We start from the raw sequence: 22,744 nt of genomic DNA, 5'->3' as shown, positions 1-22,744 counted from the left end.
TGCAGGAGTCGGACAATACCCCCGGCAAGAGTAGGGTGCAACAGAAACATACGGGGTGCGACCCTATTTATATCGATGCTCCATCATAGGGCGCAAATACGGGGACATAACAACATCCGCGCCGTTATTGGTTAGGCAGGGGCGGGTGTAGAGGAAGCGTTTGGCGCATGCACCGGAACTGGGCAAAATTCCGCCTTGCGTCCCCGTTTAATAGCGGACGGGCAAGCGGGACAGTGGCGGCACGAAACCAAGCGCAAAACGCGGTCGCGCGTGTCGCAAAAAATGCACAAAGGGCGAGCCCGGGCGCAACTGAAACCCCAAAGAAAAACCCGCCGATTGCGGCGGGTTCGTTTATCAGGAAGAACTTTGCCCAGTACCGGGCGGCGGGGGCGGGGGCGGCGTATCCGACTCCGTCGTTGTCGCGGGTTTCTTGCGCGGCCGACCGCGCTGGCCCGGGGCCACTCGCCGGCTGGCGGTATGCGCCAGGCTGGCGATGAAGCTGGGGCCACCCAATGCCCACTGGCCGGAGACGGCCTGGTCGATGCGCTGCGATTCTTCGCGCGACAGGCCGTCTTGCAAGCGTTTGCGGTAATTGGCCTGGCGGTCGAACGGCGTGTTGCCGCAAGCCCAGTAGTCAGCGTGATCCGATTGCCACTGCGCCGGCGCGGCATTGGTGTTGCCCGTATGGCTGGACGCGGACGACCAGGGCCAGGAATCCGGATCTTGCGATGCCCCGCTGCGCACGGGATACGTTTCCAGCCAGACCAGCGCCGGCAGCACCCACGCACCCGGTTCAAGCAGCGCGGACCGGTAGCGCCCCGCGAAGACCCGGCCGCCACGCAGGCGCGCCGCCAGGTTGCGGCCCAGCGTCTGCATCAAGCGGGGCAGCCCTTCTTCGTCAGCAGGGGTGGCCAGCAGCAGGATGCGGTCATTGGCCAGCAACCAGCCGTGGACCGATACCCGATGACGTTGAGCAGATTCGCCCAGCCAGGTGGCCAGTTGGTTCAGGATATCGGCGGGGGCGGGTTGAGACGGCGCCGCCAACGGCGAAATGAAATTGGCCTGCACCAGTTGGGGCAGCCCAGGGGCGTACAGACGGGGCAGACGGGCCATAGTGTCAGGGCTTGCGTATCTGGAAGAACGGGTTGTCTTCGCTCACGGTATATAAATAGTGCCACGGTGGGCGCTGGTCAAGTCCCGTGATCACAATATGGGCACGGATTCGGGTTTTTTTGTCGTCCGGCCTGTATGCACAGCAGGTTAACATTCGGCGACGGAACGTCGTACCGTGGATATACCCTAACCCGTCGACGAATTTTTCATCCCCCGACCGGAGAACGTCCATGCCCGTGGCCCTGGAGCTCATTTCCCAGCATCGCTGTTTTGGCGGTACGCAGCGGTACTACCGCCACGAGTCCACGCAGATCGGCCTGCCGATGCGCTTTTCGGTCTTCGTTCCGCCGCAAGCCGATGCCGGCCCCGTGCCGGTGCTGATCTATCTGGCGGGCCTGACCTGCACGGAAGAAACGTTCATGATCAAGGCGGGCGCGCAGCGGCTGGCGGCCGAGCTTGGCGTCATGCTGGTCGCGCCCGACACCAGCCCGCGCGGCGCCAACGTGCCCGGCGAAGAAGAAAGCTGGGACCTGGGCACGGGCGCCGGTTTCTATGTCGACGCGGTAACGCCCGCCTGGCGCGACCACTATCGCATGTACAGCTACGTGACTGACGAGCTGCACGCCATCGTCACCGGCGACACCCTGCCTGGCGACGCGTCGCGCACCGGCATCTTCGGCCACTCCATGGGCGGCCATGGCGCGCTCGTGCTGGCGCTGCGCAACCCGGGCAAGTTCCGCTCGGTGTCGGCGTTTGCGCCGATTGCGGCGCCCAGCCTGTGCCCCTGGGGCAAGAAGGCATTCGGGGCCTACCTGGGCGGCAACGAAACGGATTGGGCCGCCTACGATGCATCGGTCCTGATGCGCGGCTTGAAGCAGCCCTTTCCCGCCGGCATCCTGATCGATCAGGGGGAATCCGACCAATTCCTGGGCGATCAGTTGTATCCCGAGGTATTCGAAGCCGCCTGCGCAGCGGCCGACCAGCCCCTGACGCTGCGTCGCCAACCGGGCTACGACCACGGCTATTACTTCATCTCGACGTTCATCGAGGATCACATCCGGTTTCACGTCGAACGCCTTGGAAAACCGGCGGCATAAAGCCACGCTTTTATACTGAAATGCCTGCCGCGGCGGGCTCGTGGCGTCCTGGGCGCGTCGGGCTGAAACCCTCGGCGTCCCATAGGAACTCGTCATTTGATCAACGGCCTCGCCCCTTTTGTCTGGATTTTGCTAGGCGCCGTCGTCGTCCTGCTGCCCGGCCTTGTCATGCTGCTTGGGCGGGGCGGACCCCGCGACGAGCGCGGCCGCAAGATCTTCCAGTTCCGGCCGGTGCGCCGGCTGTTCGGCTTGATGCTGGTGCTGCTGGGTTGTGTGTCCGGGCTGCTGGCCCTGTCGCTGGTGCAGTTTTTCAGGCTGACCGCTGACGAATCCGTGGCCCGCGTTGAAGTCCGGCAGCAGGCCGAGGGGCAGTTCCAAGTCACCACCGACGCGCCGGGCGTGGGCCCCAAGCAGTACGTTCTATATGGAGATCAGTGGCAGATCGATGCCCGCGTCGTGCGCTGGCGCCTGCCGGCGTTGATGGCGGGCGTGCCGCCGCTGTATCGCCTGGAACGCTTGTCGGGCAGGTACAGCGACGCGGCCCGCGAGGCTTCGGCCACGCGCTCTGTCCACGCCTTGGACGACTGGCCCGCGCCTGATTTAGGGTCGCTGAAGAAAAGTTTTCCGAACTGGTTCCCGTTTGTGGATGTCCAATTCGGAAGCGGCGCATATATGCCCCTGTTCGACGGCGCGAAGTACCAGGTGTTCATGGACCCACGCGGCGCCTTGTTCATCCGCCCGGACGGCGAGGCCACCGCCGAGGGCTTGAAACGCCTGGGCTGGTAGCACCCGCCCTGCCGCCCTGCTTTGGGAAAAACAGGGCCGCATCAAAATATGGAAACTTTGATGCGTCGCAATAGTCGAATTAGCACTCCCTTTACTAGAGTGCTAACATCGAATCCATGTCGTTACCCCTTCGCTTTCCGGAGACCCCCGCTATGAAACAACCCAGTACCTCGTTGGCCGCTTCCGGCAACGCTCTGGCGTTGGCCATTGCCAATCCGGGCGCACTTGGCACGATCGACGCTTATATTTCTTCGGTCAACCGCTTGCCGGTTTTGTCGGCCGAGCGTGAAACCGAGCTGGGCCGTCGCCTGCGCGACCAGGAAGACCTGGGCGCTGCGCGTGAACTGATTCTGTCGCACCTGCGCCTGGTGGTGTCAGTGGCGCGCCAATACCTGGGCTACGGTTTGCCGCATGCCGACCTGATCCAGGAAGGCAACGTTGGCCTGATGAAGGCCGTTAAGCGTTTCGACCCCGAGCGCGGTGTGCGGCTGGTGTCGTTTGCCGTGCACTGGATCAAGGCCGAAATCCACGAATACATCATCCGCAACTGGCGCTTGGTCAAGGTCGCCACGACCAAGGCGCAGCGCAAGCTGTTCTTCAACCTGCGCAGCATGCGTCCCGATGGCCAGACGCTGGACCCCGACCAGGTCGACCACATCGCGCGCGAATTGAACGTGCGCCGCGAAGACGTCAGCGAAATGGAAGTGCGCCTGTCGGGCCGCGAAATGTCGCTGGAAAACCAGGACGACGATGACGACAGCTACGCGCCCATCGCCTACCTGTCCGACGATGGCCGCCAGGAACCCACGCGGGTGCTGGAACGCGCGGCGCGCGACGAACTGCAAAGCACCGGGCTGAACAGCGCACTTGAGGCGCTGGACGCCCGCTCGCGCCGCATCGTCGAAGCCCGCTGGCTGCAAGACGACGGCGGCGCCACGCTGCACGAACTGGCACAAGAGTTCGGCGTATCCGCCGAACGCATTCGCCAGATCGAAGCCGCCGCGCTAAAGAAGATGCGCGGCAACCTGGCTGCCTGATCCGTCGGGTGCTGCATACGAAGGGCCGCTTGCGCGGCCCTTTGCTTTTTGCAGCGCTGGCACCGATGCTTCCGCCGATGCCGCCACGATGTCGCCTGGCGTCTGGACTAATAAATAACTTGATACAAATTAGCCGGCGAATTTCGGGATCTTCAGAAACTTAATAAAGAGTGCGCCGACTAACTTCATGTAGACCGCGAACTTTGGTTAGCAGTCTTGCCATCCGTCTCGGCTTCTCCTCTTTCCCCTCCCCTATGAGACGGATGCTTGCGGGGCACCACATATATTCGTATATCTGGTGCCCCGATTTTTATGCGGCCTGCGCGTTGTCCGCTGCCAGCGCCGTATGCCACAGCGCGTTCTGCACGCGACGCACGCCGGTGGCCATCGATCCATCCTGATAAAGCTTGATCCAGCGATAACCCGGCGCCAGGTTGTCCACCACGTGCTTGCCGTCGCGGATGCTGAATTGAAAGCAGGTCGACGGCGTGGCCAGCATGCGAAGGTTGTGGCGGCGACGATCGAATTCGTGATGCACGTGGCCCCACAACAGCACGCGCGCCTGCGGCCAGCGGGTCAGGCGCTTGAATAGCACCTGCGGGTTGTCGATCATCATCGAGTCGTGCCAGTGGCTGTCCATCTGCATCGGGTTGTGATGCATGGCGATCAAGGTATGACGGCCGGGCGCCTCGGCAAGCGCGGCTTCCAGCATGTCCAGCTGGCTGTCCGGCAGATGCCCGGCATTGGAGCCGGGCACGGTGGTGTCCAGCGTGACCACGCGCCAGGCGCCCACGTCGGTGACCGGCGTAGACCAATGCGCCAGTTCCTGCCGCATCACGGCGGGCTGGTCGTGATTGCCCGGCAGGCAACGGATCTGCGCACCGGCCAGCACGCTTGCCTGGCCCAGAATTGCCGCAAACCGCCGATAGGCTGCCGCCTCGCCGTCCTGGGACAGGTCGCCCGTGGCCAGCAACAGGTCGGGGCGCTTGCCGTCGGCGTCGATCTGCCGCAGCACGGCGCGCAGGCTCGCGTCGGTATTGACGCCCAGCATCGATGTATCGGGCTCGCCGAACAAATGGCTGTCGGTCAATTGGACAAGCATGGCGGGCGCGTCGTGACGCCGGGCCAAAGAATGGACGCGTGGCAAGTGCCGCTCCTGTCGGGGTTTTGCACGTTTGAACATTACCCAAAAAACATGGCGCGACGCGTTTCTGCCTTCGCACGCCGGGTAACGAAACGTGCATTCTCTACGATACCTACGGTTTCCTGCCCGGCGTCCGCCAAAAATGCCGCTATTCTTGTGAAACTTTTCACCGTTCGCGACTCGGCGCTATTCATGGATGTAGGTTTTCTTGTGTTCGGCCTGGCCGGACTGCTCACTCTGGTTTGCTTCATGCCGCCGTTGGCGGGCCGCCTCAAGCTGCCCTACTCGGTGCTGTTGGCTATCGTCGGTTGCTTGCTGGGGATTGTGATCCATGTGCACGGCTGGGCGCCCAGCTGGATCGCCGACTTCCTGGATTCGCTGGAACGCTTCGAGATTTCGTCCGAAACCTTCCTGATGGTGTTCCTGCCGGTGCTGCTGTTCGAAACCGCGCTGTCCATGAACGTGCGCCGGTTGATGGACGACATCGGGCCCATCCTGATGATGGCCATTGTGGCCGTCGTGGTTTGTACCGTGGTGGTGGGCGTGACCCTGGACGCGATCTCGTCCTACGGCCTGGTGGTATGCCTGCTGCTTGGCGCCATCGTGGCCACGACCGATCCGGTTGCCGTGGTCGGCATTTTCCGCGAGGTGGGCGCGCCCAAGCGCCTGACGACGCTGGTCGAAGGCGAAAGCCTGTTCAACGATGCCGCGTCCATCGCCCTGTATTCCGTGTTGCTGGCCGTTCTAGGCGGTCACGGTGAGCTCACCGTCAGCGGCATCTTCAACGACTTCATCGTGCACTTCATCGGGGGCGGCATCGCCGGCTTTGCGATGGGGCGGCTGGCCTGCTTCCTGTTTGCCTGGTTGCGCGGCTTTCCCACGGCCGAAATCACGTTGACGCTGACGCTGGCCTACCTGTCCTTCTTCATTTCGGAACACTATCTGAACGTCTCGGGCGTGGTCGCGACCGTGATCGCGGGGTTGGTCGTGGGTTCCACCGGCCGCACGCGCATGTCGCCCACCACCTTCGAATACCTGTCCAGCGCCTGGGAACAGTTCGGCTTCTGGGCAAACTCCCTGATTTTCCTGTTCGCGGCCATGCTCATCCCCAAGCTGATGGCGGCTGCCGATTGGCAGGAACTGGTGCTGGTGGCCGTGGTGTTCGTCGCCACCCTGGTGGCGCGCGCCATTGTCGTGTTCGGCCTGTTGCCGCTGCTGGGGCTGACGCGGCTGGGCACCAAGGTCAGCAACCCCTACAAAGTGGTGATGTTGTGGGGCGGGCTGCGCGGCGCCGTGTCGCTGGCGCTGGCCCTGGCCGTGACCGAGCAGACCGGCGTGGCGGAAGAGGCGCGCCAGTTCATCGCGGTGGCCACTACCAGTTATGTGCTGCTGACGCTGTTCATCAACGGCATCAGCCTGCGGCCGCTGATACGCATGCTGGGGCTGAACCAGCTGTCGTCCGTGGAACGCACCATCCGCAACCAGGCGCTGGCCGTGGCCCTGGAAGACCTGCAAGGCAAGACGGAAGAAGTCGCCAAGACCGAGCACATCGGCACGGAAGTGCGCGACCGCATCCGCGCCGTGTTCGACGCCAGCCTGACCAGCGTGCACGACGGCCAGGTCAGCCAGATGAGCGACGAGCAGCGCGTCGCCGTGGGCCTGGCCATCGTGGCGCAGCGCGAAGAGGAAATGTTCTTCGACATCCTGAAAGCGCAGATCGTGGATTGGCGCATGGCGGAAACGCTGCTGGCACGGGCCGAGCGGCTGGAAGACGCCATCCGGCTGGGCGGTGTGCCCGGCTTCGAGCGCGCCATCGTGCAGGACGTGCGCTATTCCACCGGCTTCCGACTGGCCTTGCGGATGCACTATCTGTTCGGCTTCCAGGGCTGGTTGGCACGTGAACTGGGCCAACGGTTTGCCAACTTGATGAGCAAGCGTTCGGTGGCGCAGCGGCTGATCGTGTTTGCCCGCGAGCAAATCACGCCCCTGTTGGGCGAAGACGCCACCCAGCGCATCGTGGTGCTGCACCAGCGCCGCCTTGACCTGGTCGAAAGCGCCCTGCAGGCATTGAACCTGCAATATCCGTCGTACGCGCAATGGTTGCAGGAAAGCTATCTGGGCCGCGTCGCGCGCGAACTTGAACGCATCCGCTACCGCGACATGCTTGAGCAGTTCCTGATCAGCGGCGAGGTCTACGCGGATCTGATGGCGCAGTTGAAAAGCCGCTGGGCGCACATCGACACGCACCCGCCGCTGGATATTGAAATGAGCGCGGCCGAACTCATCAAGCGCGTGCCGCTGTTCGAGGGCCTGTCGCCGGATTCGCTGCGTGCCATCAGCAAGTTGCTCAAGCCGCGTCTGGCGCTGCCTGACCAGCGGGTGCTGACCAAGGGCCGGCACGGCGAGGAAATGTGCTTCGTGGCGTCGGGCGCCGTGGCGGTGCACCTGCCCGACAACACCATGATCGAACTGGGCAGCGGCGAGTTCTTTGGCGAACTTGGGCTGCTGGGCGAACAGCAGATCACGCCGGAAGTCACATCGCTGGGCTACAGCAAGCTGCTGATGCTGACATCGCGCGACTTCCACGCCCTGTTGGCGCGCGATGAGCATCTGCGCGAGCGAATCCAGGTGGTGGCCAAGCAGCGGCTGCGCGCCATCGAGGTGTGGAAGCAGTTCTCGCAGGCGTCCCAGGCGGCGGCCACGCCTTCGCCCGCGCCCGCTTCGGCGCCCAGCCCGGCGCAGGCGGCAGAAGCGGCCGAGGCGGCCGGCGCCGCGCGCGAATCCCGCCAGGACGACCCGGCCGACCAGACCGACATGCGCCTGCCCGCCGAGCCCGCGGCCGATGCCCCCGGGGCCGCGTCCCGCTAAGTCAGGTCAGATCTGGCCGGCGGCGCGGCGTTGCATGATGTCTTCGACAATCACCAGCGCCGCCTCCAGCGTGAACTCGCCTTCTTCGATCTGGCGCAGCACGGTGGCCACATCCAGCGTGGCGATCTCCATCACTTCGCCGTCCCGGTTGGCGGGGCGGGCATCGGCGGCCAGCACGCAGGTGCTGGTCAGCACGTCCTCCACCTGATAGCCCTCGGGCAACCGGCGGTGAATGCGCAGGATGGTGCGTAGCGGCGTGCGCCGAGCCAGATGGTGCGGGTCCAGCCCGGCTTCCTCGCCGCATTCGCGCACCAGCGCCAGCTCCAGGTCTTCGCCGCTACCGGCCAGCCCGCCGACCAAGGTGTCCCACATACCGGGATCGGTGGACTTGCTTAACGCGCGTCGCGCCACCCACATGCGGCCGTCCGGCGTCCAGGCACTAAGGTGCACCGCGTGCGTCAGCAGGCCCAGCGGGCGCACCGCCGCCCGTTCGATCACGCCGACGGGTTCGTTGCCGTCCATCACGTCCAGCAGTTCATCGCGCCAGCCGCGCAAGCAGTTGGCTTGGCGCAACAGTTGCGCGGTGTTTTCCAGCACGGCGTTCAACTCCGCGCCCGGTTTCAGGTGCGCGCCGATGTGCAGCGCGGCCTCGTCGCAGACGACGCCGGGGGCGTCGCGCAGGGCGTCGCACGCCGCATGCGTGGCCCAGCCGCAGCGCCGGCCCGCCACATATAAAACGTGCGCGCCGTCGGGGGCGGGTTGCTGCGCGCGGGCGCACAGGTCGGCATACAGATCGGACAACTGCTTGGGCATCTTGGCGTGTTGTGATGAGGGTGGCGACGATTTTATGCCACACGGTTTGCGGCGCGCGTCAAGGGTCGAACGCGGGGCGAGCGCAGATGGGGGCAGGCCCCTTTTATTCAAGAGCCTTGTCTTACATCTATTTGCGTGTCCGCTATAATCCGCCAGTTTCTTTGTGATTTCGAGTGGGAACGCGGGGGCCGCTCTATCTCCCTGCTTAACCCTGCCATCTAATAATTGCGCGTAGTCCTGTTGAAGTGACACTCGTGCCACTAGGCGACAAGGGCCCTCGCGCCGTGTTTCGAGGTAAGCATGAAGAAGTGGAGAGGGATACTGGGGGCTTGTGCGATGCTGATTGGCAGCGTGGCCGGTGCTCAGGTGCAAGACATGCCCGGCGGCCCGAAGGTCAATCAGCTGAACCTGCATGAAGGCGTGACCGCAATATCACGCGACATCATGTGGCTGCATTGGATGCTGCTCACGATCTGTATCGTGATCTTCATCGGTGTGTTCGGGGTGATGTTCTATTCCATCTGGGCGCACCGCAAATCTCGCGGGCACAAGGCGGCGACTTTCCACGAGCATCTGGGCGTGGAAGTGGCCTGGACGGTCATCCCCTTCATCATCGTCATCGCCATGGCGCTGCCGGCGACCAAGACGGTCGTGGCTATGAAGGACACCTCAAGCGCCGACCTCACCATCAAGGTCACCGGCTATCAATGGAAGTGGGGCTACGAGTACCTCGACGGCTCTGCCGCCGGCGTCAAGTTCCTGTCCACGCTGTCCACGCCCCGCGCGCAGATCGAGAACCGCGAGCCCAAGGGCGAGTTCTATCTCATGGAAGTGGACAACCACATGGTGGTGCCGGTGGACAAAAAGGTCCGGGTCGTGCTGACCGCGGCCGACGTGATCCACTCGTGGATGATTCCCGACTTCGGCGTCAAGCAGGACGCCATCCCCGGCTTCCTGCGCGACGCCTGGTTCCGTGCCGATACCCCGGGCATCTACCGGGGCCAGTGCGCCGAACTGTGCGGCAAGGACCACGCCTTCATGCCCATCGTTGTCGAAGTCCTGGCGCAAGCGGACTACGATAAGTGGGTTGAAGACCAAAAGAAGAAAATGGCGGCAAACGCCGACGATCCTAATAAAGAGTGGACGGAAACCGAACTGGTTGCCCGTGGCGAAAAAGTCTTCGCCGCGAATTGCGTGGCCTGTCACCAGGCCAACGGCAAGGGCATCCCGGGCAGCTTCCCGGCACTCGACGGAGACAAGGTTGTTCTAGGCCCCAAGGCGGGCCAGATCAACACCGTGCTCAAGGGCAAGCCCGGCACCGCGATGGCGGCATTTGGCGGGCAGCTCAATGATGTCGAGATCGCAGCGGTCATCAGCTATACACGCCATGCCTGGAGCAATGCAGGCAAGGGGCAGGACCCGACGGTTCTACCGAAGGACGTTGCGGCCGCGCGTTGATCGCGCAGCCCTGCGCCCTACACCGATAGAACCGGTTCCGTTTAGTTAGAGATACCCTGCCGGTCCCGTGGATCGGGGCCGGCACTCAGCAGGAAGGAGTCCATCATGAGCAGCGTCACTGTAGACCACGTGTCGCCGGGCCACGGCCACGGTCACGATGACCACCACCACGCCATGCCTTCGGGTTGGCGTCGCTGGCTTTTCGCCACGAACCATAAAGACATCGGGACGATGTATCTCATCTTCTCGTTTGCCATGTTGCTGGAAGGCGGCACGCTAGCCTTGCTGCTGCGTACCGAATTGTTCGAGCCGGGTCTGCAATTCTTCCGCCCCGAACTGTTCAACCAGTTCACCACCATGCACGGCATCATCATGGTGTTCGGCGCCATCATGCCGGCCTTCGTGGGCTTTGCGAACTGGATGATCCCGATGCAGATCGGCGCATCCGACATGGCGTTCGCGCGCATGAACAACTTCAGCTTCTGGTTGCTGCCGGTGGCAGCCATCATGCTGACGGCGTCGTTCTTCGTGCCGGGTGGCGCCACCGCCGCCGGCTGGACGCTGTACGCACCGCTGTCGTTGCAGATGGGTCCGGGCATGGACCTGGGCATTTTTGCGATGCACTTGATGGGCGCGTCCTCGATCATGGGCGCGATCAACATCATCGTGACCATCCTGAACATGCGCGCCCCCGGCCTCACGCTGATGAAGATGCCGCTGTTCTGCTGGACCTGGCTGATCACCGCGTTCCTGCTGCTGGCCGTGATGCCGGTGCTGGCCGCCGCCATCACCATGGTGCTGACCGACCGCCACTTCGGCACGGGCTTCTTTAACGCCGCCGCCGGTGGCGACCCGGTTCTGTACCAGCACGTGTTCTGGTTCTTCGGGCACCCCGAGGTCTACATCATGATCTTGCCGGCGTTCGGTATCGTGTCGGCCATCGTGCCCGCGTTCGCCCGCAAGAAGCTGTTCGGCTACGCCTCGATGGTGTACGCCACCGCGTCCATTGCCGTGCTGTCGTTCATCGTGTGGGCCCACCACATGTTCACGACGGGCATGCCGGTCACCGGCCAGCTTTACTTCATGTACGCCACCATGCTCATCTCCATCCCCACCGGGGTGAAGGTGTTCAACTGGGTCGCCACCATGTGGCGCGGCTCCATGACGTTCGAAACGCCGATGCTGTTCTCGATCGGCTTCATCTTCGTGTTCACCATGGGCGGCTTTACCGGCCTGATCCTGTCGGTGGCGCCCATCGACATCCAGGTGCACGACACCTATTACGTGGTGGCGCACTTCCACTACGTGCTGGTGGCCGGTTCGCTGTTCGCGCTGTTCGCGGGCGCTTACTACTGGGTGCCGAAGTGGACGGGCCGCATGTACAGCGAAAAGCTGGGCAAGCTGCACTTCTGGTCCACGCTGATTTCCTTCAACGTGACTTTCTTCCCCATGCACTTCCTGGGGCTGGCCGGCATGCCGCGTCGCTACGCCGACTACGCCGCGCAATTCACGACCTTCCACCAGATGGCCACCATCGGCGCGTTCTGGTTCGGCCTGTCGCAGCTGATCTTCCTGTGGGCGATCATTCGTTGCTACATGGGCAAGGGTGAACCGGCGGCCGCCAAGCCGTGGGAAGGCGCCGAAGGGCTGGAATGGACGGTGCCTTCGCCCGCCCCGTTCCACACCTTCGAAATTCCGCCCGAAGTGAAGTAAACCGTCTTCCACGATCCAGGTAGCACAGCAATGACTCCCGAGCAGCGCCGCCGTAACAAGATTGCAGGATGGGTCCTCGTGGCCTTCGTCATTGCCGTGTTCGGCTGGACCGTGTTTCGCGGTTCGGCGCTGCTGACGGGCAACGCGGTCGGTTAGGCCCCTTTATGAGCGACGACCTGCACGAAACCTCACGCCGCAAGCTCAGTTTCCTTCAGACGATGAAGGCGGTGGCGTGGGGGTTCTTTGGCGTACGCAAGGGCGCGGGCTACCGGGAAGACAGCGCCAAGCTGAACCCGGTGCACGTGATTCTGGCTGGGCTGCTGGCGGCGGCAATCTTCGTGACTGTGCTGGTATTAATTGTGCGTTGGGCCGTTTCCAGCCTGACTTGAATCACTTAAATCTAAATCTGTACCAGGGAGAAAGCCATGAGTGCAAGCCACTCGGTTCAAGGTAAAGAGGCACCGTACTACTTTGTGCCCGCCGACTCGGGGCATCCCGTGCGTACGGCGGTGGCGCTGCTGTTCATGGGGCTGGGCGCCGCGGGCTGGATCAACGGGGTCAGCTGGGCAAAATGGTCCGTGCTGGCGGGCTTTATCGGTTTGATCGTGGTGCTGTATTACTGGTTCGGCGACGCCATCCAGGAATCCGAAGCCGGCCTGAACAGCAAGCGCATCGACGGTTCGTACCGCTGGGGCATGAGCTGGTTCATTTTCTCGGAAGTGATGTTCTTCGCGGCGTTCTTCGGTGCCCTCTGGTACACCCGCACCATCACCACGCCGTGGCTGGGCGACATCGATCACCGCCTGATGCTTTGGCCCGACTTCAAGGCCGCATGGCCCAACTTCGGGCCGGCCGGCGTAGTCGAAGAGTTCCAGACGGTAGGCCCGTTCTGGCTGCCCACGATCAACACCGCGCTGCTGCTTTCCTCGGGCGTCACGCTGACCATCGCGCACCACGCGCTGCGCGAAAACCATCGTGGCAAGACGATGTTCTGGCTGGCCGCCACGGTCATCCTGGGCTTTGTCTTCGTGGCCTGTCAGGCCGCCGAATACCATCACGCCTATACCGAACTGAACCTGAAATTCAATTCGGGCGCGTACGGTTCGCTGTTCTACATGCTGACCGGTTTCCACGGATTCCACGTGATCCTGGGCGCCACCATGCTGACGGTGATCCTGGTGCGCTTGATGCGCGGGCACTTCACCGCCGATCATCACTTCGGCTTTGAAGGCGCCGCGTGGTACTGGCACTTTGTGGACGTGGTGTGGCTGGGCCTGTACCTGTTTGTGTACTGGTTCTAGGCTGGCGGCGCCGCAAGTTGGGCGCCGCGCGGGAACTCCAGGGCGATAACCCTGTCGATTAACGCGCGGCGCCCGATTCCTTTTCAGGCTTGCCGCACGCCGGGGCCGGCGCGTCAGCGCAGGCCCGTGCTCTCGATCCAGCCCATGTGGTGGGCGAACAGCACAAACAGAAACAGGGCAACCGATAGCCCGATGCGCACGGTCAGCGCATTGACGGTGCGGCTGGTGGACCCTTTGTCCCGCATCAGATAGACCAGGGCGGATGCCAGACTGGCCAGAATTCCGATGAAGGCCAGTACGACGAAAACGCGCATGGTGGTCTCCGGACAAAACAGAGTTAGCAACGATACATGGCCCGACCGCATTCAACCCGCAACACCATAGCCGCCTTGATTCTGCTTGGCGTTGCCGTGGTGATTCTGGCGTCGCTCGGGCAGTGGCAGTTGCGTCGCAGCGATGAGCGACGCGCCATTCTGGCCGCTATCGAAGCGGGCCGCAAGCAAGCGCCGGTGATGCTCACGCCCGCTACCCCGTCCGATGACCTGACGCCGTGGCGCGTGGCGCAGGCTACGGGCGCGTGGCTGCCGCAATTCAGTGTACTGCTGGACAATCGCAACCACGAAGGGCGGCCGGGCTACTGGCTGGCCACGCCGCTGTTGCTGGATGCCTCGTCGCGCCAGGCCGTGCTGGTGCTGCGCGGCTGGTTGCCCCGCGTCATGCCGGGCCAGGGCGAACCCGCGCTGCCCGCCACGCCGCAAGGCCCGCAGACCATCACCGGCGAAATGGCCGAACGCGTGCCGCGCATGTTCGAATTGTGGTCGCTGGGTGGGCAGGACCAATCCGCCCTGCCCGCCACGTGGCCCGTCGCGGGCGGCAGGTTGCCGCAGGTCCAGAACTTGCCGCTGGACGCCTATGCCCGCGCAACGGGGCTGAACCTGCTGCCTGTCGTGCTGACCCAGACCGGCCAGCCCGGCCAGAACAGTGCCGACGGCCTGGTGCGCGACTGGCCGCAGCCGCCGGTGGACTTTCAGAAAAACACGTCTTACGCCGTGCAGTGGTTTGCGTTTGCTTCGATTGCCGCCATCGCATGGCTGGTGGTGCTGGGGGGCGCCATCAAGCGCATGCGCCAGCGCGCGGGACAAGGTCCAAAGCCTTGAGCGCGCGTCAATGAAAGACTTTTCCAGGATATAAAGTGGCTCGCGACATTTCATCCCGTCCGCCCGCGCGCAAGCGCTCGTTGATGCCCATGGTGCTGGTGTTCCTGTGTTCGCTGGCGCCCATCGTGGCCGCCTTCGTCGTCTACATGAACCCGCAGTGGTGGCCATCGGATTCCAGCAACTACGGCACGCTGGTCTCGCCCCAGCGGCCCATGCCCGCCGCCGCCGACCTGAAGCTGACCACCCTGGACGGCAAGCCCTTCGACCTGCAAAGCCTCAAGGGCAAATGGCTGCTGGTGGCCGCCGACGGCGCCGCCTGCCCCGAAAGCTGCGCGCGCAAGCTCTACATCACGCGCAACACGCATGCCAGTCAGGGCAAGAACGTGGACCGCCTGGCGCGCGTCTGGTTCATCACCGACGATGCCCCCGTGCCCGAAAAGGTACTGGAAGCCTATCAAGGCACGGTCATGCTGCGCGTGAATCCGGACCAGCTTGCCCGCTACCTGCTGGCCCGCGATAGCGCAGCCGGACAGCCGCCGTTGCAGGACCCCATGTGGGTAATCGACCCGCTGGGCAACCTGATGATGCAGTACCCTGCCGATGCCGATGGCGTCAAAGTGCGCAAGGACATCAGCAAGCTCGTCTATAACTCGCGCATCGGTTGACGGATTTCCCCCGAGGGGCGCGGGCATTTTCTTTTTTTCCTGGTTGACATGGAACGCATCAAAGCGCGTTATCGCAAGCTCGTTTTCTTTACCTGGTTCCTGACGCTGGACCTCATCATGTTCGGCGCGTTCGTGCGCCTGACGGATTCCGGCCTGGGTTGCCCCGACTGGCCCGGCTGCTACGGCAGCGTGACGCCGCTGGGCGCGCAGGGCGACATCCACCAGGCGTCACAAGCCATGCCGTTCGGCCCGGTGACCATGTCCAAGGCCTGGATCGAAATGATCCACCGCTACGTGGGCTCCATCCTGGGCATGCTCATCATCGGCATCGTCTACATGGCATGGCGCTATCGCCGTGAACTGGGCCGGTCGCCCGCGCTGGCCGTGACCACCCTGGTGGCCGTGTGCGTGCAGGGCGCGTTCGGCGCGTGGACCGTCACGCACAAGCTGATGCCCGCCGTGGTGACGGCCCATCTGGTGTTCGGCTTGTCGGTGCTGGCGCTGATGACCTGGTTGTCGGCGCGTGAACGCCCGCATCTGGCGATCGCCGCGGCGGCCAAGCGCTGGAAGCCGTGGGTGGCGGCGGGCTTCGGCCTGCTGCTGGTGCAGGTGACGCTGGGCGGCTGGGTCAGCACCAACTACGCGGCGCTGGCCTGCATGGACTTTCCCATGTGCCACGGGCAGTGGGTGCCGGACATGGATTTTCACGGCGGCTATTCCGTGATCCGTGGCCTGGGTGAACTGCCCTCAGGGGAAATGATCTCGCAACCCGCGCTGACCGCGATTCATTGGGTGCACCGCAATTTTGCCTTCGTCGTGTTCCTGTACCTGGGCACGCTGGCATGGCGGTTGCGGGTCGAACCGGGCCTGCGCGGCCCGGCCACGCTGATGTTGGCGCTGTTGGCCGCCCAGCTGTTCACCGGCCTGACGACCATCTTTTTCCAGTGGCCCTTGCTGATCGCGGTGTTGCACAATGGGGGCGCGGCCGGTTTGACCTTGGCCGCCGTGGTGCTGATGGTGCGCTTGTCCACGGCGGGAAGCGTGCCGGCAGGGGGCTATGGCCCCAATTCGGTGCGCGTTTAAAATAGGGTCCACTATGACCAGTCTTGCCGCTCCTCAACCCGGATTGTTCCGCCAATACCTCGTCCTCACCAAGCCGCGCGTTACGCAGTTGGCGGTGTTTTGCGCGGTCATCGGCATGTTTCTCGCCGTGCCGGGCGTACCCGATATGCGCCGCGTGCTGTTCGGCACTATCGGCATCTGGCTGCTTGCCGCAGCCGCCTTCGCCATCAATTGCCTGATCGAACAGGAAGTCGACGCGCGTATGCTGCGCACCGCGCGACGCGCCACCGCGCGTGGCACCATTTCAGCCTTCCAGGTATTGAGCTTGTCCGGCTTGCTGGGCGGCGCGGGCATGTTCGTGCTGTACACGCTGGTGAACCCGCTGACCATGTGGCTGACGTTTGCCACCTTTGTGGGCTACGCCGTTATCTATACCGTCATCCTCAAGCCGCGCACGCCGCAGAACATCGTGATCGGCGGCCTGTCGGGCGCGATGCCGCCCGCGTTGGGGTGGGCAGCGGTGGCCGATTCGGTTCCGGCCGAAGCCTGGGTGCTGGTGCTGATCATCTTCATCTGGACGCCACCGCATTTCTGGGCGCTGGCGCTGTACCGCAACCATGACTACGCCAAGGCCGGCCTGCCCATGCTGCCGGTGACGCACGGCAACCAGTTCACGCGCCTGCACATCTTGCTCTATAGCGTGGCGCTGGTCGCAACGACGCTGTTGCCCTACGCCATCCGCATGAGCGGCGCACTGTATCTGCTGTCGGCGCTGGTGCTGGGCGGCATGTTCGTGTCCTATGCGTGGCGGTTGTACCGCGCCTATAGCGACGAACTGGCGCGCAGCATGTTCCGCTTTTCCATTCTCTACCTGGCGCTGCTATTCGGCGCCCTGCTGGTGGACCACTGGGTCGGCCTGCTGCGCTGACCCCTGGAGGTTGTTGATGTCCGTGTTTTCCGCCAGCCGCCGGCTGGGCCTGCGCCTTGCCGCCGCCACCGCCGTGACGGTTCTTGCCGGCGCGCTTGCCGCCTGCGGCGATGCCGCGCCCAAGTTCAAGGGCAGCGACATCAGCGGTACCCAACTGGGCCGTGGCATGGAACTGACCGATACCAACGGCAAGAGCCGTCAGCTATCCGACTTTGCCGGCAAGGTGGTGGTGGTGTTCTTCGGGTTCACGCAGTGCCCCGACGTGTGTCCCACGTCGTTGGCAGAGCTGACCGAGGTGATGAAAAAGCTGGGCCAGGACGCCGACCGCGTGCAGGTGCTGCTGATTACAGTGGACCCGGAGCGGGACACGCAGGAAGTGCTCAAGCAGTACGTGACGGCTTTCGACCCGCGTTTTCTGGGGCTGACCGGCACGCCGGATCAGATCAAGAAGGCGGCGGCATCGTTCAAGGCGTACTACGCCAAGGCCCCCACCAAGGACGGCAACTACACGATGGATCACACCGCCGCGTTCTACCTGATTGATGGCAAGGGCGAATCGCGCGTGCTGGCCAATAACAACCTGGGCGTGGACGCGCTGACGCACGACATCCAGGCGCTGCTCAAGAACTGAGGCAGTGGTGCCGGGGAAGGATCCGCACAGGGATCCATGCAGGGATCAGTTCGACGATCAGAAGAATCAGCAGAAAAATCAGCGGGCCGTAGTGCCCGCAGCAGCCCAGCCGGCCAACGCCGCCTGGGCTTTTTCATTCAGTTCGGCAACCGCGATGTCGTGGCGGTGCGAAATGATCATCAAGGCATAGGGCGTGGCCAGCGCCGCCGCTTCCGGGCACAGGCGCGATTCGTCGCCGACAGACGGCGAGACGTTGCGCCAGTAATTGATCGCCTGTTCGAGTTGGGGCAGGGAAATGGAATCCATCCGCCTATTGTCCACGAATGCCCAAGGCTGTCCACCGCGCCGCGACGCGCTGCAACGCCTGCAAAGAAGCGTCACCATCGCAACATGCCGAAACCGCGCCCGGGTGCTATACCGATGCCGGTTAGTTACGATGGAGCATCGTCATGAATACATCCACCCGAATTCAAAGCCCGCGCAGCGGCTTGCACCCGTTGGTTGCGGCAGCCGCCATCGCCGTGATCGTCATGTGCGCAGTGGGCGTGGCCGCGGTGATGGGCTGGTTGCCCTCGCCCTCGGCCAACCCGCACGCCGATACGCCCGTGGCCGAAGCCGGCCCCGAGAGCGCTAACCTGGCGCCCGCACCAGAGCCCGCCCCGGCACCGGCTACGCGTCAGGCGCAGCCATCCGCACCCGCGACGCAGCAGGCCCGCCCGGCGTCTGCGTCGGCCCCTCGCGCACCCGCGCCCGCCCCGGCGCAGCAGGCTTGCCAGAGCTGTGGCGTGGTGGAAACCATCCGCCAGGTGCAGGTGCCGGTCAAGGACAACAGCGATCACCTGGTCGGCACCATCGGTGGCGGCGTGGTGGGCGGCGTAGTGGGTAATCAATTTGGCGGAGGCAGCGGCAAGACGGCGCTGACGGTGCTTGGCGCAGTCGGCGGTGCTTTGGCAGGCCGCGAAGTTGAGCGTAATATCAGACAGCAACAAACGGTGACGCACTATGAGCTGACGGTCCGCATGAGCGACGGCAGTGCGCGCCAGTTTCGCAGCGCGCAGCCGTTTGCTTTTGCGTCCGGCGACCACGTGCGTGTGGAAAACAACCAGCTGCTGCCCGGATGATCCGCGGCCGGCGGCACTAGTCTTTGGGGAGACCTGGCATGAGCGACCAATTCACCAACCCGTTCGTCCTTCCTGGCATGGGGCAGAATTCCGATCTGTCGGGCAACCCCTTGCTGGCCAGCATGGAAATGATGCGCCAGGCCTGGGCGGGGTTGACCGGCCCGGGCGGCCTGGCCAGCAGCCTGCCGATGGCGCCTCCCATGAATCTTGAAGACCTGGACCGCCGTATCGCCGAATTGCGCTCGGTAGAGAACTGGCTGCGCATGAACTTGTCGATGCTGTCCTCCACCATTCAAGGCATGGAAGTGCAGCGCTCCACGATCAGCACGCTGCGCGCGTTTGTGGACAGCGCGGCCAGCATGGACATGAACGCCGTGCGCGATAGCGGCGCGGCCTCGCCGCTGGAAGTGGTGCTGGGTTTGAAGCCCGCGCCGAAGTCCGCCGCCAAGCCGGCATCGTCGGGTTCGTCCGCGCCATCATCATCGTCTGCGTTCAGCGCGCGCGATGACAAGCCTCAAGACGCGCCGCCCGCCGATGCCGCTGCGGACGCCACCAACCCCAACAACGCGGCTGCGTCCGAATCTGCCGGGCCGGGCATGACCGAGCAGATGGGCGCCGCCGCCCAGTCCGCCTCCAAGGCCTGGTGGGATCTGCTGCAGCAGCAGTTCAACCAGATCGCCGCCGCCACCGCCGCATCCATGCCGACCAATCCCGCCGCGCCAACGGCCGGTGACGACGCCGGTCAATCCAAACCCAAGGACAACAAGGCCGCCGCCAAGTCCGAGCCCAAGGCTTCCAAGCCCGCCGCCCGCAAGACCGCGGCCAAGTCCGCTTCGAAGAGCGCCGCCAAGACCGCTCCTCGGGCCTCCAAGAAAACCGGGCCTGCCGACGGCAAGCCCTGATCTCCTTCCAATCGACTCGCATCGGTCGCAAGGCCGTTTGCGCCGTCTCTTAACCTATCTGAACCTATGCTTAATGTAGTGATCCTCGCCGCCGGACTGGGCAAACGCATGCAGTCCAACCTTCCCAAAGTGCTGCACACGCTGGCCGGCAAACCCATGCTGGCCCATGTGCTGGACAGCGCGCGGCAGCTGAAACCCGCGCGCATCATCGTTGTGGTGGGCCACGGCGCGGACCGCGTCAAACAGGACTTTGAAGGCCAGCCGGATCTGCACTTCGTGTTGCAGCAGCCGCAGCAAGGCACCGGCCACGCCGTGCAGCAGGCGGTGCCGCTGCTGCAAGAAGGCAATGGCAAGGACGATGTCACGCTGGTGCTGTACGGCGACGTGCCGCTGGTGCAGCCCGACACGCTGCAACGCCTGCTGGATGCGCGCGGCGCGGGCGCCGCCGTCTTGACCGAAGTGCTGGACGATTCCACCGGCTATGGCCGCATCGTGCGCGATGACAAGGGCAACGTGTGCCGCATCGTTGAACACAAGGACGCGTCGGACGCCGAACACGCCATCAAGGAAGTGAATACCGGCATCCTGACCGCGCCGACCGCCAAGCTGAAAGACTGGCTGACCCGCATCGACAACAAGAATGCGCAAGGCGAGTACTACCTGACCGACGTGGTGGGCCTGGCCGTGGCCGATGGCGTGCCCGTGGGCGCGGCGCAGCCGGGCGCCGGCTGGGAAACGCTGGGCGTGAACAGCCGCGTGCAGCAGGCCGAACTGGAACGCCGCTGGCAGGGCGAACAGGCCCGCCGCCAGCTTGAAGCCGGCGTCACGCTGGCCGACCCCGCCCGTTTCGACGTGCGCGGCACCCTGTTTTGCGGGCGCGATGTGTTCATCGACGTGGGCTGCGTATTCGAAGGCAACGTCACGCTGGCGGACGGCGTGCGTGTCGGCCCGCATTGCGTGTTGCGCGACGTCAGCGTCGGCGCGGGCACGCAGATTGAAGCGTTCAGCCATTTGCAGCAGGCCGAAGTGGGCCGCGATGCGCGCGTGGGTCCGTATGCCCGCCTGCGTCCGGGCGCTGAATTGGGCGACCGCAGCCATGTGGGCAACTTCGTCGAAATCAAAAAGAGCGTGCTGGGCGCCGACAGCAAGGCCAACCACCTGGCCTACATCGGCGACGCCGACATTGGCGAACGCGTCAACGTGGGCGCGGGCACCATCACCTGCAATTACGACGGCGTTAACAAGCACCGCACCGTCATCGAAGACGACGCCTTCATCGGCTCGGACACGCAGTTGGTGGCCCCGGTGCGCGTCGGCCGTGGCGCCACGCTGGGCGCCGGCACCACGCTTACCCGCGATGCGCCGGCCGACAAGCTGACCGTCTCGCGCGCCAAGCAGCTTACCGTTGAGGGTTGGCAGCGTCCCGCGAAGAAGTCGTGATGGCGCAGAACGACCCTGCCCCGGACAGCGCCTCGGGCGGCCCCCGGGGCGCTTCCAACGGCAGCGCCAACAGCAGCCCCAACAGTAGCCCCAACAGTAGCCCCAACAGTAGCCCCAACGGCAGCGCCAAAAGCGCGCTGCCCGACGGCTTGCCGGCGCCGCGTCGGTACTGGGCGGCCGCCACCGTCATGACAGGGATCAGCCTGTCGGTGCTGGACACCACCATCGCCAACGTGGCCTTGCCCACGATTTCCGTCGACCTGAACGCATCCCCGGCGCAGGCCGTGTGGATCGTCAACGCCTACAACCTGGCGGTGGTGATGGCGCTGCTGCCGCTGTCGGCGCTGGCCGAACGCATCGGCTTTCGCCGCATGTTCACCTTCGGCCTGATCCTGTTCACGCTGGCATCGCTAGGCTGTGCGCTGGCCGGCACGCTGTGGCAGCTGACCGCCGCGCGCGTGTTCCAGGGCGTGGGCGCCGCCACGCTGATGTGCATGTTCGGTGGCCTCGTGCGCAACATCTATCCGCTGCACATGCTGGGCCGGGGCATCAGCATCAACGCCACCACGGTGGCCGTGATGTCGGTGCTGGGGCCCACCATCGGGTCCGCCATCCTGTCGGTGGCCCCGTGGCCGTGGATCTTCGCCGTCAACCTGCCGATCTGCGTGCTGGCCATGTTCGGCCTGCGCCACCTGCCCGAAGTGCCGCGCAACGATGTGAAGCTGGACTGGATCAGCGCCTTGCTGTGCATGGCGACGCTGGGCGTCTTCATTTCCGGCGTCGACATGATGGGGCAGGATCTGCTGCGCGGTATCGGCCTGGTGGCCATTGCGACCGTGGCGGGGCTGGTGCTGGTGCGCCGCGCGCGCAAGCAGCCGGCGCCGCTGGTGCCGGTGGACCTGCTGCGCATCCGGCCGCTTGCCTTTGCCGTGGGGGCGTCCGCCTGCACGTTCGCCGCGCAGATGGCGTCGTATGTCTCGCTGCCGTTCTATTTCCAGCAGGTGCTGGGCCGGCCGTATCTGGAAGTGGGCATGCTGATGGGCGCCTGGCCCGTGGGCACGGCCATCATCGCCCCGCTGGCGGGCCGCCTGTCTGACCGCTACTCGGCCGCCACCTTGAGCGGCGTGGGGGCGGCGACGATGGTGATCGGCATGCTGTGGCTGACCTTGTTGCCGGCCACGGTGTCCAACTGGCCCATCGTGGCGGGCATGTTCGTGGCGGGGGTGGGCTTCGGCTTCTTCCAGACTCCGAACAACCGCGCCATGCTGTCGGCCGCGCCCCGCTCTCGCAGCGGCGCGGCGGGCGGCTTGCAGGCCACCACGCGCGTGTTCGGCCAAAGTTTCGGCACCGCGCTGGTGGCCATCGCGTTCAGCGTCAGCCTGGCGCATGGCCCCGGGCTGGCGCTGGTGCTGGGCACCATTTGCGCGGCGCTGGCGGTGGTGGTGAATACGGTCCGATTCAACAAACTGCGTGCCTAGCGGCCGTTGCGCCCCTGGGTCCCGGCCGCT

Annotated in this window: 23 protein-coding genes; 18 read left to right on the top strand and 5 right to left on the bottom strand. The window is 64.5% G+C overall.

Going from position 1 to position 22,744, the window contains the following annotated elements; translation table 11 throughout:
* Nucleotides 1-354 precede the first annotated feature (354 nt).
* On the bottom strand, nucleotides 355-1,113 hold the full coding sequence (locus AC0Z35_RS20945) for a hypothetical protein (protein ID WP_104144712.1): 759 nt from the start codon (nucleotides 1,111-1,113) through the stop codon (nucleotides 355-357).
* A gap of 230 nt (nucleotides 1,114-1,343) precedes the next feature.
* Here AC0Z35_RS20945 and fghA point away from each other — a divergent pair, with 230 nt between their 5' ends.
* From fghA to rpoH, 3 genes are all read left to right on the top strand, one after another.
* Nucleotides 1,344-2,210, top strand: a complete 867-nt coding sequence (fghA, locus tag AC0Z35_RS20940; RefSeq protein WP_485132635.1) for an S-formylglutathione hydrolase — start codon at nucleotides 1,344-1,346, stop codon at nucleotides 2,208-2,210.
* Nucleotides 2,211-2,306: 96 nt separating this feature from the next.
* The gene (locus tag AC0Z35_RS20935; protein WP_046805287.1) at nucleotides 2,307-2,996 is read left to right on the top strand and encodes a hypothetical protein; all 690 of its coding nucleotides are present in this window, start codon (nucleotides 2,307-2,309) and stop codon (nucleotides 2,994-2,996) included.
* 116 nt (nucleotides 2,997-3,112) lie between these two features.
* Complete coding sequence (gene rpoH / locus AC0Z35_RS20930; RefSeq protein WP_370512728.1) at nucleotides 3,113-4,033, top strand: RNA polymerase sigma factor RpoH; 921 nt, start codon at nucleotides 3,113-3,115, stop codon at nucleotides 4,031-4,033.
* A 310-nt stretch (nucleotides 4,034-4,343) separates the two neighbouring features.
* Here rpoH and AC0Z35_RS20925 read toward each other — a convergent pair whose 3' ends face one another.
* Nucleotides 4,344-5,135 (bottom strand): phosphodiesterase, encoded by a 792-nt coding sequence (locus AC0Z35_RS20925; RefSeq protein ID WP_485132634.1) that lies wholly within the window; start codon nucleotides 5,133-5,135, stop codon nucleotides 4,344-4,346.
* A 234-nt stretch (nucleotides 5,136-5,369) separates the two neighbouring features.
* Here AC0Z35_RS20925 and AC0Z35_RS20920 point away from each other — a divergent pair, with 234 nt between their 5' ends.
* Nucleotides 5,370-8,045: a cation:proton antiporter gene (locus tag AC0Z35_RS20920; protein WP_485132633.1), complete on the top strand. Its 2,676-nt coding sequence runs from the start codon at nucleotides 5,370-5,372 to the stop codon at nucleotides 8,043-8,045.
* A 6-nt stretch (nucleotides 8,046-8,051) separates the two neighbouring features.
* Here the strand turns inward: AC0Z35_RS20920 and AC0Z35_RS20915 are convergent, their stop codons facing one another.
* Nucleotides 8,052-8,858 (bottom strand): NUDIX hydrolase, encoded by an 807-nt coding sequence (locus AC0Z35_RS20915; protein WP_485132632.1) that lies wholly within the window; start codon nucleotides 8,856-8,858, stop codon nucleotides 8,052-8,054.
* Between the two features lie 300 nt (nucleotides 8,859-9,158).
* Between AC0Z35_RS20915 and coxB the strand changes: the two genes are divergently transcribed.
* The 5 genes from coxB to AC0Z35_RS20890 all read left to right on the top strand — a co-directional run bounded on the left by coxB (nucleotide 9,159) and on the right by AC0Z35_RS20890 (nucleotide 13,330).
* Nucleotides 9,159-10,316 (top strand): cytochrome c oxidase subunit II, encoded by a 1,158-nt coding sequence (coxB, locus tag AC0Z35_RS20910; protein WP_104144717.1) that lies wholly within the window; start codon nucleotides 9,159-9,161, stop codon nucleotides 10,314-10,316.
* A 105-nt stretch (nucleotides 10,317-10,421) separates the two neighbouring features.
* Nucleotides 10,422-12,029, top strand: coding sequence for a cytochrome c oxidase subunit I (gene ctaD / locus AC0Z35_RS20905; RefSeq protein WP_104144718.1), 1,608 nt, complete (start codon nucleotides 10,422-10,424; stop codon nucleotides 12,027-12,029).
* Between the two features lie 30 nt (nucleotides 12,030-12,059).
* Nucleotides 12,060-12,185 (top strand): cytochrome oxidase small assembly protein, encoded by a 126-nt coding sequence (locus AC0Z35_RS20900; RefSeq protein ID WP_046805294.1) that lies wholly within the window; start codon nucleotides 12,060-12,062, stop codon nucleotides 12,183-12,185.
* An 8-nt stretch (nucleotides 12,186-12,193) separates the two neighbouring features.
* Entirely contained in the window at nucleotides 12,194-12,418 is a 225-nt protein-coding gene (locus AC0Z35_RS20895) for a DUF2970 domain-containing protein (RefSeq protein WP_006216869.1), read from the top strand.
* 36 nt (nucleotides 12,419-12,454) lie between these two features.
* Nucleotides 12,455-13,330: a cytochrome c oxidase subunit 3 gene (locus AC0Z35_RS20890; protein ID WP_219991545.1), complete on the top strand. Its 876-nt coding sequence runs from the start codon at nucleotides 12,455-12,457 to the stop codon at nucleotides 13,328-13,330.
* Between the two features lie 113 nt (nucleotides 13,331-13,443).
* Here the strand turns inward: AC0Z35_RS20890 and AC0Z35_RS20885 are convergent, their stop codons facing one another.
* Nucleotides 13,444-13,644 (bottom strand): twin transmembrane helix small protein, encoded by a 201-nt coding sequence (locus AC0Z35_RS20885; protein ID WP_006216871.1) that lies wholly within the window; start codon nucleotides 13,642-13,644, stop codon nucleotides 13,444-13,446.
* Between the two features lie 36 nt (nucleotides 13,645-13,680).
* Between AC0Z35_RS20885 and AC0Z35_RS20880 the strand changes: the two genes are divergently transcribed.
* Genes AC0Z35_RS20880 through AC0Z35_RS20860 form a run of 5 tightly spaced genes read left to right on the top strand, consistent with a single transcriptional unit; the run spans nucleotide 13,681 to nucleotide 17,773 of the window.
* Nucleotides 13,681-14,487, top strand: a complete 807-nt coding sequence (locus AC0Z35_RS20880) for an SURF1 family protein (protein WP_120153457.1) — start codon at nucleotides 13,681-13,683, stop codon at nucleotides 14,485-14,487.
* A 35-nt stretch (nucleotides 14,488-14,522) separates the two neighbouring features.
* Nucleotides 14,523-15,152, top strand: a complete 630-nt coding sequence (locus AC0Z35_RS20875; protein ID WP_185975343.1) for an SCO family protein — start codon at nucleotides 14,523-14,525, stop codon at nucleotides 15,150-15,152.
* Nucleotides 15,153-15,200: 48 nt separating this feature from the next.
* Entirely contained in the window at nucleotides 15,201-16,235 is a 1,035-nt protein-coding gene (locus tag AC0Z35_RS20870) for a COX15/CtaA family protein (RefSeq protein WP_485132631.1), read from the top strand.
* A 13-nt stretch (nucleotides 16,236-16,248) separates the two neighbouring features.
* Nucleotides 16,249-17,142, top strand: a complete 894-nt coding sequence (gene cyoE / locus AC0Z35_RS20865) for a heme o synthase (RefSeq protein WP_046805297.1) — start codon at nucleotides 16,249-16,251, stop codon at nucleotides 17,140-17,142.
* Between the two features lie 16 nt (nucleotides 17,143-17,158).
* Nucleotides 17,159-17,773: an SCO family protein gene (locus AC0Z35_RS20860; RefSeq protein WP_485132630.1), complete on the top strand. Its 615-nt coding sequence runs from the start codon at nucleotides 17,159-17,161 to the stop codon at nucleotides 17,771-17,773.
* A gap of 78 nt (nucleotides 17,774-17,851) precedes the next feature.
* Here the strand turns inward: AC0Z35_RS20860 and AC0Z35_RS20855 are convergent, their stop codons facing one another.
* On the bottom strand, nucleotides 17,852-18,079 hold the full coding sequence (locus AC0Z35_RS20855) for a DUF3717 domain-containing protein (protein ID WP_046805299.1): 228 nt from the start codon (nucleotides 18,077-18,079) through the stop codon (nucleotides 17,852-17,854).
* Nucleotides 18,080-18,222: 143 nt separating this feature from the next.
* On the opposite strand from AC0Z35_RS20855, the gene AC0Z35_RS20850 reads away from it, so the two are divergent.
* From AC0Z35_RS20850 to AC0Z35_RS20835, 4 genes are all read left to right on the top strand, one after another.
* Nucleotides 18,223-18,894 (top strand): glycine zipper 2TM domain-containing protein, encoded by a 672-nt coding sequence (locus tag AC0Z35_RS20850; RefSeq protein WP_319307773.1) that lies wholly within the window; start codon nucleotides 18,223-18,225, stop codon nucleotides 18,892-18,894.
* A gap of 38 nt (nucleotides 18,895-18,932) precedes the next feature.
* Nucleotides 18,933-19,796, top strand: coding sequence for a PhaM family polyhydroxyalkanoate granule multifunctional regulatory protein (locus tag AC0Z35_RS20845; RefSeq protein ID WP_485132629.1), 864 nt, complete (start codon nucleotides 18,933-18,935; stop codon nucleotides 19,794-19,796).
* Between the two features lie 66 nt (nucleotides 19,797-19,862).
* Entirely contained in the window at nucleotides 19,863-21,236 is a 1,374-nt protein-coding gene (glmU, locus tag AC0Z35_RS20840; RefSeq protein ID WP_485132628.1) for a bifunctional UDP-N-acetylglucosamine diphosphorylase/glucosamine-1-phosphate N-acetyltransferase GlmU, read from the top strand.
* The gene (locus AC0Z35_RS20835) at nucleotides 21,236-22,714 is read left to right on the top strand and encodes an MFS transporter (RefSeq protein WP_485132627.1); all 1,479 of its coding nucleotides are present in this window, start codon (nucleotides 21,236-21,238) and stop codon (nucleotides 22,712-22,714) included. The genes glmU and AC0Z35_RS20835 overlap by 1 nt, the downstream gene beginning before the upstream one ends.
* Nucleotides 22,715-22,744: the final 30 nt, after the last annotated feature.

Source organism: Achromobacter sp. 1L-A-4-B-C2 (assembly GCF_057291955.1).
This window is presented reverse-complemented; position numbering and strand designations above follow the sequence as displayed.